Origin of the sequence: Streptomyces sp. NBC_01433 (genome assembly GCF_026340105.1) — a bacterium.
Lineage (GTDB): Bacteria > Actinomycetota > Actinomycetes > Streptomycetales > Streptomycetaceae > Streptomyces.
Genome location: NZ_JAPEPM010000001.1, coordinates 3,152,708 through 3,163,515 on the forward strand (window position 1 = coordinate 3,152,708; position 10,808 = coordinate 3,163,515).

A 10,808-nucleotide genomic window follows, 5' to 3' on the forward strand; every position below is an offset into this window, starting at 1 on the left:
GCACTTCATTCATCGCTCAATTGCCTTGTTTTGAAAGGGTGAGACGCTGGAGTCTCACGCTCCGGATGTGGATATCGCAGCGCATAGCGTCCTCTTCATGACTCAGCTGGACGCGCGGCCACAGGCCGGAGACACGGTACGGGGAAGTGCCCCGGCCGGCGGTGGAGTGCGGGACAAGGGCCTCGGCGGGAACTCCGTCGGGCTGATGGGGAGCGCCGTCATCGGCATCTCCACCGTCGCCCCCGTGTACTGCCTGACCTCCACCCTCGGCTCCACCGCCGGAGAGGTCGGCGTCCAGATGCCCGCCGTCTTCCTGGCCGGTTTCCTGCCGATGCTGCTCGTCGCCTTCGCGTACCGCGAACTCAACAAGGTCATGCCGGACTGCGGCACCTCCTTCACCTGGACGGTGAAGGCGTTCGGCCCGCGCGTCGGCTGGATGTGCGGCTGGGGTCTGGTCATCGCGACGATCATCGTCCTGTCGAACCTGGCGGGTGTGGCCACCTCGTACTTCTGGCTCCTCGCGGGCGAGATCACCGGCAGCGACGGGGTCGCGGCACTGGACGACAACAAGGCCGTCCACATCCTCACGTGTCTGGCCCTCATCGCCGCCGCCACCGCCATCAGCTACCGCGGCATGACCGCCACCAAGGGTGTGCAGTACGCCCTGGTCGGGCTCCAGCTCGTCGTCCTCGCCCTGTTCGTGGCGATGGCCCTGCAGAAGGCGGACAGCGGTGACTTCGCCTCGTCCGTGGACTTCTCGTGGTCCTGGCTGAACCCGTTCGCCGTCCAGTCCTTCGCGGCCTTCACCGCCGGGCTGTCCCTGTCCATCTTCATGTTCTGGGGCTGGGACGCGTGTCTGACCGCCAATGAGGAGACGACCGGCAGCGAGAAGACCCCGGGGCGCGCCGCGCTCATCGCGATGGTCGTCCTCGTCGGCTCCTACCTGGCCACCGGCATCGCCGCCCAGATGGCCGTCGGCTCCGGCGGCTCCGGCCTCGGCCTCGCCAACCCGGACACCTCCGACAACGTCTTCGCCGCGCTCGCCGGTCCCGTCATGGGCCCCGGCCTCGGCGTCCTGCTGTTCGTCGCGGTGCTCGCCTCGGCCGCCGCCAGCCTCCAGACCACCTTCATCCCGGTGGCCCGCACGGTGCTCGCGATGTCGTCGTACGAGGCCCTGCCCTCCTCGTACGCCCGGGTCCACCCGCGCTTCAGGACCCCCGGCCGGGCCACCGTGACGGCGGGCATCGCGACCGGCGTCTTCTACACCGTGATGACCCTGGTCAGTGAGCACGTCCTGGTCGACACCATCTACGCGCTCGGCCTCATGATCTGCTTCTACTACGCGCTGACGGCCTTCGCCTGTGCCTGGTACTTCCGCGCCGAACTGACCCGCTCCGCCCGTGACATGGTCTTCAAGGGCCTGTTCCCGCTGGTCGGCGGTGTTCTGCTCACGGCCGTCTTCGGCAAGACCCTCTACGACATGTGGGACCCGGCGTACGGCTCCGGCTCCTCGGTGTTCGGTGTCGGCTCGGTGTTCGTCATCGGGGTGGGCCTGCTGCTGCTCGGTGTGGTGCTGATGCTCGTGATGCAGCGCCGCAGCCCGGCGTTCTTCCGCGGCGAGGTACTGACGAAGGAGACACCGGCCCTGGTCGTGGCGGACTGACCCCTTCGGCCGGACGGGCGGGACCGACCGACCGGGCGCGGGGAGTCGTTCCCGGGGGCTCACGGGCTCACGGGCTCACGGGCGCCAGTACCCCAGCGCGTGGACCCGGTCCCTGGGCAGCCTCAGCTCCTTACGGGCGTACGCCGCCAGGGTCCGGGTCGTCGACGTGTCGCAGGCGATCCAGACGTACGCGTCGGAGGAGCCGGCGCCCAGCAGCCCCGGCAGCGCGGCCTTCACCTCGGCCACCAGACGCGCCCCCGCGTCGCGGCGCGGGACGAGGTGCAGGGTGTGGTGGCCCGGGTCGACGCGGAACGGAAGCCGCTCGTCGGACGCGTGCGTCGTCTCGAACCAGACCGTCGCCGGGGTCCCCGGGACCGCGTCCAGCAGGGAGTTGACCGCGGGCAGCGAGGCCGCGTCGCCGATCACGAAGAGCCGGCCGGGCTTCGGTTCGGGCAGCGTGAATCCGGTGCCCTGGAGCGTCGCGTCGACCGTGTCGCCGGGCTTCGCGCCGCGCGCCCAGTTGCTCGCGGGCCCGTCGTGCAGGGCGAATTCGAGGCTGAACGTCCCGGCCGCCGGGTCGGGGTCGACCAGTGTGTACCCGCGCTGATGCGGCTTGCCGCCCTGCTCGAACCACACCCTGACCCACATCGTCGGGTGCGCGCCGCCGGTCGCGGCCAGCAGCCCGCCGTCGGTGAGGTGCACGCGGCGGAATGTGTCGGTGACCTGCTCGGCCCCGGTCACGGTGAACGTGAAGTCGCGCCCCCGCATCAGCTTGAGGACGACGCCCTCCCAGCCGTGACCCATCGCTTTCCCCACCCTCTGCTGTCCACCGGGCGGCACGGTTTGCCGATCAGCGGTTCAGGTTGGTTAGGCTAACCTAAATTGCGAGGGCTGAGGAGTGGCCGGAAGCACCGAGTCCGCAGCGATCCGGCCCTCGGTGAACCGGCCCTCGGTGAACCGGCCGCTACCCGGCGATCCGGCTGCTTCGGTGATCCCGCCCCTCAGCCCTCGCCGCCCAGGAACACCGGGTTGGTGAGGGCGGCGAGCGGGCCGGGCAGCCCCGGCACGGCGGCCGGGTGCCGGACCTCCGCGCGGACGTACGCCGCGTACGCCGGAGTCGTACGCCACTCCACGGCGCCCGCCCCCGACGCGGGCAGCGCGGTCGTGAACAGCGTGCCCTGGTCGGTGATGAAGTGCGCCGTGCAGCCGGGTGCCCCCGTGACCTCCAGGCGCACGGTGACGGGGGTGTCCGCGTCGGCCCGGAGCCGCTCGCCGATGCCCGCGTGGTGGCCGCGCCCGCCGGAGGCGCCGAAGGAGAGGGTGACGGCGGAGGACTCGGCGACGTACGAGTGCCCGGCCCGGATACCGGCGGTGATCGCCTGCCGGGACAGTTCCTCGGCCAGGACGACCGTCTGCGGCAGCCCCACCCTGTCCGGCTCGCGGTGGGCGTCGCTGCTGCCCATGGCCGGAATCCACGGCTTCGACGCCCGTACGGACGCGACGAGGGCGTTGTCCCACTCCGCGAGGGAGATCTCGTCCTCCGGGGTGTACGGCCCGTTCCACACCTCGACCGCGTCCGCCTCGCCGAAGCCGAACTTCCAGTGGCAGCCGATGCAGGTGGCGTGCGGGTGCGCGGGCACGACCAGACCGCCGGCCCGGCGGACCGCCTTCGCGTAGTGGCCGAAGCGGTTGTCGCGGGCCCGGTAGCGCCAGTCGACGAAGGTGCCCGGATCGGTGCCGAGCGCGACCACGTGCCCGTTGCGGGTGGTGATCTCCTCGCCGATGAGGATCAGCAGGTCATCGCCCCACAGGCCGCCCCAGGCGCCGTGCGCGGAGGTGGTGTTGTGCTCGCTGCTGTTGATGAAGTCGAGCCCGGCGGACCGCGCGGCGGCGGCGATCTCGGCCGGGGTGCGACGGCCGTCCGAGTGCACGGAGTGCAGATGGCAGTCCCCCCGGTACCAGGCCCTGCCGCGCCCCTTGGCCCGCTCGGGCGGGTACACGGGCCTCGGCGTGGTCCCGGAGGGGCCGAAGCGCAGCGTGACCGTCACCTCGTAGGGGAGCCCTTCGGGGGCGACGGTGTACGGCCCCAGCGCGATGTGCCAGGTCCCGGCCCGTACCGGACCCGCGAGGTAACCGGGGGTCGCCTCGTCGGCCCGGATGAAGAAGGCGGTACGCGCCCCGCCGGACCAGCCGCGGAACCCTCGCCCGCCCAGCTCGGTGCCGCGCTCGTCGAAGATGCCGATGTCCAGGGCATTGCCCTGGGTACCGGCTGGGACGGGCGTCTTCGTATACGCGTACGAGACGGCGATCTCCCGCACGCCCCGGGGGACTTCGACGGGCAGGTACACGAAGTCGGGCGACCCGGTGGGCAGGGTGCCACGCACGGTCCTGGTCCGTTCGCCGTCCGGGGTGTCCTCCGTACTGCCGTCGGAACTACCGTCGGAACTACCGTCGGAACTGCCGTCGGATGCCTGGGCGAAGCTCACAGGTCCCAAGGTTAGGGCGGTGACGGCCGTACCGAGGAGAAGGCCGCGCCTGGCGATCGGGGGCCGAGGGGCCTGCGGGTCCTGCGGATCCTGTTCGGTCCGCGGGGTGTGCGGGGTGTGCGATCCGGTCATACGAGGGGCTCCCCGGGTGTGGTGAGGGACGAGGGCGACGTACTCGGACTCTGGTATTGGGCCGTGAACTCCACGGAAACGGAAGAGGAGTTGCGGCCAAGGTGCCGGGGAGGACGCGGGGCGCGACGTCCGGCGCGATGCTCGGCTTTCGGAGCCGTACCGCATACGTTGGGGCCGTCAACGGACGACGACGGAGGTGTTCTCGATGCGGATCGCCACAACGATCTTCCTCACCGATGAGACGGTCACGCCGGTCAGGCTCGCGCGCGAACTGGAGCAGCGGGGATTCGCCGGGCTGTATCTGCCCGAGCACACCCATATCCCGGTGAGCAGGGAGACTCCCTACCCGGCGGGCGGCGAGCTGCCGCCGGAGTACGGCCGCACCCTGGACCCCTTCGTCGCCCTCGCCCAGGCCGCGGCGGTGACCGAACGCCTGGCGCTCGGCACGGGCATCACCCTGGTCGCCCAGCACGACCCGATCGACCTGGCGAAGCAGATCGCCACGCTCGACCACCTCTCCGGCGGCCGGTTCACGCTCGGCGTCGGCTTCGGCTGGAACGTGGAGGAGGCCGCGGACCATGGGGTCGGCTGGTCGACGCGGCGGGAGCTGGGGCGCGACCGGATGGCGCTGATGCGGGCCCTGTGGGCGGACGAGCCGACGGCGTACGAGGGCGAGTTCGGCTCGGTCCGGGCGAGCTGGGCGTACCCGAAGCCGGTCCGGCGCCCGCGCGGCCCGGTGAACGGCCCGCGCACCCTGATCGGCGGCGCGGCGGGCCCGAAGCTGTTCGCGTCCATCGCGGAGTACGCCGACGGCTGGCTCCCGATCGGCGGACGCGGCCTGACGGAGTCCGTGCCGAAGCTGCGAGAGGTCTGGGAGGCGGCGGGCCGCGACCCGAAGCACCTCCAGGTGGTCCCGTACGCGGTCCTGCCGAGCCCCGGAAAGCTGGCGCACTACGCGGACCTGGGCATCGAGGAGATCGTGCTCCAACTGCCTCCGGCGGGCGAGCCGGAGGTGCTGCGCGTACTGGACGCGTGCGCCGCGTATCTCTAGGGGAGGGCCGGTCACTGTTCCTTCGTGATTCCTCCACAGGGAAAGTTGTCAGTTTCGGAGTGCGTGATCATTTCGGAGCTACTCTCCGATTGGTCGTGATCATGGATCGATCTGCGGGTTAATGCGGGTATGCAGAGGGGGCAGCTTCCTGCATATGTAACTTCCTGTGGTTCTCCTGTGGCCCCTGACGCCCGTCTTTGCCTCTACTTTGCTGTTGCGGTCTTCACAAGACCGTCATCCATGTGGAGACGGCTGGGGGGCTGTTGTGCGGGGCAAGAGATTCCGGGGTCGGGAATGGATCGCCTGGCTCGCTGTAGCCGGGTTCGTGGCAGTGGCGATCTACGCACTGGGCACGGGGCGGGCCTTCGCGGCAGCACCCGAAGCGGTCGCGGCGTGCACCGCCGCGGAGTCGGACTTCAACGGTGACGGACTGCGCGACACCGCGATCGCGGACCCCGACGCGACTGTGGGCGGCAAGGCGCTGGCCGGCACGGTCACGGTCGTGTACGGCGGCGACGCAGGAGTCGTCCAACTCCATCAGGACCTGGCCGAAGTGCCCGGGGAGGCAGAGGCGGAAGCGCGGTTCGGCAAGGCGCTGGCGCACGCCGACCTGAACGGCGACGGCTGCGCCGACCTGGTGGTGGGCGCTCCGTACAAGGACGTCGGTACGGCACGGGATTCGGGCGCTGTCTATGTCGTCCACGGCGCACCGGGCGGACTGGGCACGGGCCCGGCGTCCCTCGCGTATGACCAGACAGGAGTCATGGCCTCCGAAGGGCCGGAAGCGGGCGACCTGTTCGGCTACGCGCTCACCGGTGGGACGACATCGACGAGCCAGCCGTTTCTCGTGATCGGTGCGCCGGGCGAGGACGTCGGGAGCGTTATGGATGCCGGCAACGTCCATTACCTGAGCGGCAAGCCCCTCGCCAATGTGGTCGTGACACAGGCGAGCACGGGTGTCTGGGACAACCCCGAGGCAGGCGACCGCTTCGGTGCGGCTCTGGCCTCGACGGACCGGCATTTCGCGGTGGGTGCACCGGGAGAGGCCATTGGCACAGAGATCTTCTCCGGCGCGGTCCTGGTTTTCAGCCCTTCGCTCAATACGTCAGGTGTTCCGGATCCCGTCTTCGGATTCGCCCAGTCCGCGACCGCGGGCTCCGACACTTCGGCTGAGGCGTATGACCGCTTCGGCACTTCGCTGGCCATGGTGGCCACCCGCGCGGGTACGGAGACCACGCCACTGGGTGCCCAGCTTGCTGTCGGCATACCTGGCGAGGACATCGGCAGCATCACGGACGCGGGTGCCGTCGGCCTGTACCGGGTGAACCCGGACAAGACGCTGGTCACCGTCGAAGCCCTCGTCCACCAGGACCTGGCCGGTGTGGAGGGAGACGCGGCAGCCGGGGACTTCTTCGGGCAACAGGTCGCGCTGGTCAACACCGCGCCAACGGCCGTGGCCTCGGGCAGCACGGTCAAGTTCGCCGTCGGAGTCCCCGGCAAGGAATCGGCCGCAGGGGCCGAACACCTGGACAAGGGGGGAGTCCAGATCTTCCCGGCCCAGGCCGACGTGGGCACCTCCGACGAGTGGATCGACCCCGGGTGGGGCATCCCGGGTGTTCCGGAACACCAGATGTTCGCAGGCAGCAGCCTTGCGGGCACACCGCAGGCACTGCTCGTCGGAGTGGTCAACCCGGCAGGCAGCACACCGGGGGCCGTGTACGCCTTCGACTGGTCGGTGGCGGGCGGCGGCGCCCCGGCCCGCACTTTTGTTCCGGGCGAGGGCGGTATCCCTGCGGGCGGAACGGCGTTCGGGTCGGTGATCCGGTGACCGGCAAGGGCAGAGAACGCAGGCTCCGAGGTGGGGACGTGACGGTGAAGACGCGTAGTGCGGGCAGCCGGGCATGGCGGCGGGGGATGCTGATCGGCGTCATGACCGCAGTGCTCGCGACGGGAACGGCTGCGATGCCCGGCAGCCAGGAAGAGGCAGTTGCCGCAGCCCGGGACGGTCTGGTCGAACGAGCGACCGCGTCAGGTGAGGCGGAGACGGAGCAGGTCGCCCAGGCAGCGGCCGAGGCGAGCGGCGAACCCGTCGAGGTGACCGGGCTCCGTCAAGAGCGACGTGACGTGTTCGCCAACCCGGGCGGGACGTTCACCGCGCATGAGTACACCCAGCCGGTGCGCACCCGGCGCAGCGGCACCTGGGCCGATGTGGACGACACCCTGGAACAACGGGCGGACGGTTCCTGGGCGCCCAAGGCGGCCACGGTAGACGTGCGGTTCTCGGGCGGGGGTGACGGGCCGTTCGCCCGCATGGGGCGGGCCGGACGTGAGTACGCGCTGACCTGGCCGGGCGGAAAGCTACCCGCACCGAAGGTCAGCGGCAACGCCGCACGGTACGAAGAGGTGCTTCCCGGCGTCGACCTCGCCGTGCGCGCGGAGACCGAAGGCTTCGCCCACTATTTCGTCGTCAAGAGTGCGGCGGCAGCCGCCAACCCGGAACTCGACAGCATCGACCTCGGACTCTCCAGCAAGGGGCTGAAGATCGAGGAGACCACCGGCGGCGGCATGAGGGCGGTCGACGCGGCCGTCGGCGGCACGGTCTTCGAGGCGGCGAAAGCGGTGATGTGGGACTCGGCGCCCGCCACCGCGCAGTCATCCGAACCGACCGGTCGTACAACGCGCCCCGCAACCCCACGGGCGAGGCTGGATGTGTCCGAAGCGGGCCGGAAGGCGCCTGTCGGCACCACCGTCGGCAAGGACCGGATCACGCTCACCCCCGACCTCGGCCTGCTGCGAGGCAGAGACACGGTGTATCCCGTGGTGGTCGACCCGATCCCGAAGACCACGAACCGTACGGCCTGGTCCGGTGTGATGTCCGGGATGCCGTCCGAGCAGGACTGGTCGTACTCGGGCAGCTCGGGCATGGGCAAGTGCCCCATGGACTACAGTCCCGCGAGCTGTGCGGGCATCGGCGTGCGACGACTGCTGTTCACGTTCCCCATGACCGCGTACAAGGGCAAGCAGATCCTCAACGCCCAATTTTCGGCCAGGGTGGAGCACGTGTACTGGGCGGATGCCCGCGCGGAACCGGTCGACCTCTACCGCATCGGTGGCAAGAACCGCACCATTACATCAGGAAGCAACTGGTCCAACACCAAGGACGAGTGGAGCGACTACCTCCTCACCCTGGACAAGAAGATCTCCCCGACCGGCTGTTCCAGCGGTGCCAACCTGAACTTCAGCGGCGGCGAGCTGGTCACCGAGGTCCAGACCGCGGCGACAGATGCCTGGACGAGTATGTCCCTCGGGCTGCGGGCCAAGGACGAGTCGGGCTACGGCGGCTGGAAGAGGATCTGCGGCAACAGCTTCCTGAAAATCGAGTACAACACGCCGCCCAAACAGGTCGACTACAAGCTCATGTCGTCGAACCCGGGCGGGAAGTGCGTCTGGGGCGCCGGACGCCGCTACACCAACGTACTGCCGCTACTGCGGGCGGAAGCGCGGGACCCCGACCACACATCGACGCAGACCGACCAGGTGAAGATGCAGTTCGAGCTGCGCTGGAAGGACTCCGCCGGGGTGGAGCGTATCCACACGGACGAGACCTCATACAAGTCGCCGAACGCGGGGACGTACTTCAGCTATCAGGTGACTCAGCAACCGGCCGGACAGCCGCAGATCCCGCAGGGTTCGGTCATCTACTGGTCGGCCAGAGCCTCGGACGGCGATGCCTGGGGCCCCTGGAGCGCGAGCGGCGATCCGGCCCAGAGGTGCGAGTTCATCTGGGACAGCACCGTGCCGAAGCCCCCGGTCATCTCCTCCGTGGAGTATCCGGAGGACGAGCAGTGGCACCACGGGGTGGAGACACCGGGGAAGTTCACTTTCAAAGCCGCGGACAAGGACGTGAAGGAGTACCGATACGCCTTCGACGACGACCCGGTCAAGTCTGTCACCACGACGGCCGGCGCGGCGGTCACGCTCGAATGGACGCCCACCCGGGCGGGCCGGCACTCGGTGACGGTCGAGGCATTCGACGGGGCCAACAACTCCAACCTGGTACCGGCCATGTACGAATTCCTGGTCACGGACGGCAAGCAGGCGACCGGACAGTGGAATCTGGCCGATGAGGCGGGCAGTACGCAGGCCCACGACGAGACCGGCCGTCATCCGGCGGTCGCGGGCACCGGAGTGACGTTCGAGAAGTCCGGACCGGGCGGAACGGCCGACAGCGCGGCTGCCTTCGACGGCACCACCAACGCGTACCTGGACTCCTGGGGCACCATCACGGACACAGGCCAGAGCTTCACCGTCAGCGCCTGGGTGAAGCCTGCGGCCCTGGACCGAGACATGGCCGTCGTCAGTCAGGACAGCACCGGTGAGCCGGGCTTCGTCCTCGGCTACGACGCGGTCGACAGGGCGTGGGAGTTCTCCACGCCGGACATGGATGTCGAAGCCATGAGCCAGTGGCGAGCCGTCGCCTCGGGCATCGAAGTCAAGCAGGACGAGTGGGTACTGCTCACCGGGGTCTTCGATGCCAAAGCTGCCTCCGGCCCCGAGCTTCGTATCTATGTCAACCATCAGAAGGCGGGGGTGGCCCGCCGCTACACCACCTGGTCGTCCGTGCGCAGTCTCCAGATCGGGCGGGTGCTCGCCAAGAGCGGGTATCGCGACCACTTCCAGGGTGACCTGGCGGAGGTCAGGGTCTTCGATAGGGTCCTGCCCGACTCCCAGATCGGGCAACTGCTGACGGTAAGGACGCAGCGGAGGGCGTACTGGCCGCTGGAAGGCGCAACGGACGGCAGCGCGGTCAACGTCCAGGCGGGCGGTCAGCCGCTCACCCTGAACGGTGACGCGGCCATCTACACCCCGGCCACCGTCGAGGACGATGCCGCCCTGGCTGACCACGGCAACCTGACACTCGACGGTACGGGCGACTGGGCCGCGACCGCGGCACCCGTCGTCACGGCGGCCGACAGCTACACGGTCGCCGTACGTGCCAAACTCACCACGTTCGACGCGGAGAAGACCCAGACCGTGCTGTCCCTGCCGGGACAAAACGCCGACCGGGTGGCCGTGCGCTATCAGCCCACCACCGGGCTCTGGGAGCTCGTCGTCACCGACGCGGATACGGCGGCGGCGAAGGTCACGACGGTTACCGACGAAGAGGTCCTCCCCAGTACGGATTCCGGTGGGCAGCATCTGGCCGTGGCATTCGACGCCTTCACTCACGAGGTACGTCTCTTCGTGGACGGGCGAATGACCGCGACCGCAACGGGCTTCGACCACACCACCTGGCCCTCCAGCGCCGGCTTCCAGGTGGGGCGCTCGGCACAGGCCGGCGGTCGCGACTACTTCGCGGGCGCCATCGACGAGGTGCGCGTCTACGGCGGAGCGGCGGACCCGATCTCGATCATCCGGATGAACGTGCCGACCGGCGATCCGGACCTCTAGGACGACCCGTGGGGCGGCCGGATCC

6 protein-coding genes are annotated in these 10,808 nt (G+C 69.6%); 4 read left to right on the top strand and 2 right to left on the bottom strand.

Going from position 1 to position 10,808, the window contains the following annotated elements; genetic code table 11:
- Positions 1-97: 97 nt before the first annotated feature.
- A complete protein-coding gene (locus OG413_RS14235) occupies positions 98-1,663 on the top strand; it encodes an APC family permease (protein WP_266805654.1) in 1,566 nt (521 codons plus the stop codon).
- A 75-nt stretch (positions 1,664-1,738) separates the two neighbouring features.
- Here the strand turns inward: OG413_RS14235 and OG413_RS14240 are convergent, their stop codons facing one another.
- Entirely contained in the window at positions 1,739-2,467 is a 729-nt protein-coding gene (locus OG413_RS14240) for a siderophore-interacting protein (protein WP_266805656.1), read from the bottom strand.
- A 197-nt stretch (positions 2,468-2,664) separates the two neighbouring features.
- Positions 2,665-4,281 carry a CehA/McbA family metallohydrolase gene (locus tag OG413_RS14245; protein WP_266805658.1) on the bottom strand — a complete coding sequence of 539 codons (1,617 nt, stop codon included), beginning with the start codon at positions 4,279-4,281 and terminating at the stop codon, positions 2,665-2,667.
- Between the two features lie 205 nt (positions 4,282-4,486).
- Here OG413_RS14245 and OG413_RS14250 point away from each other — a divergent pair, with 205 nt between their 5' ends.
- The 3 genes from OG413_RS14250 (at position 4,487) to OG413_RS14260 (ending at position 10,783) form a co-directional block, all read left to right on the top strand.
- Positions 4,487-5,332: an LLM class F420-dependent oxidoreductase gene (locus tag OG413_RS14250; RefSeq protein ID WP_266805660.1), complete on the top strand. Its 846-nt coding sequence runs from the start codon at positions 4,487-4,489 to the stop codon at positions 5,330-5,332.
- Positions 5,333-5,663: 331 nt separating this feature from the next.
- The gene (locus tag OG413_RS14255) at positions 5,664-7,160 is read left to right on the top strand and encodes an integrin alpha (RefSeq protein ID WP_266805661.1); all 1,497 of its coding nucleotides are present in this window, start codon (positions 5,664-5,666) and stop codon (positions 7,158-7,160) included.
- 44 nt (positions 7,161-7,204) lie between these two features.
- Positions 7,205-10,783: a LamG-like jellyroll fold domain-containing protein gene (locus OG413_RS14260; protein ID WP_266805663.1), complete on the top strand. Its 3,579-nt coding sequence runs from the start codon at positions 7,205-7,207 to the stop codon at positions 10,781-10,783.
- Positions 10,784-10,808: the final 25 nt, after the last annotated feature.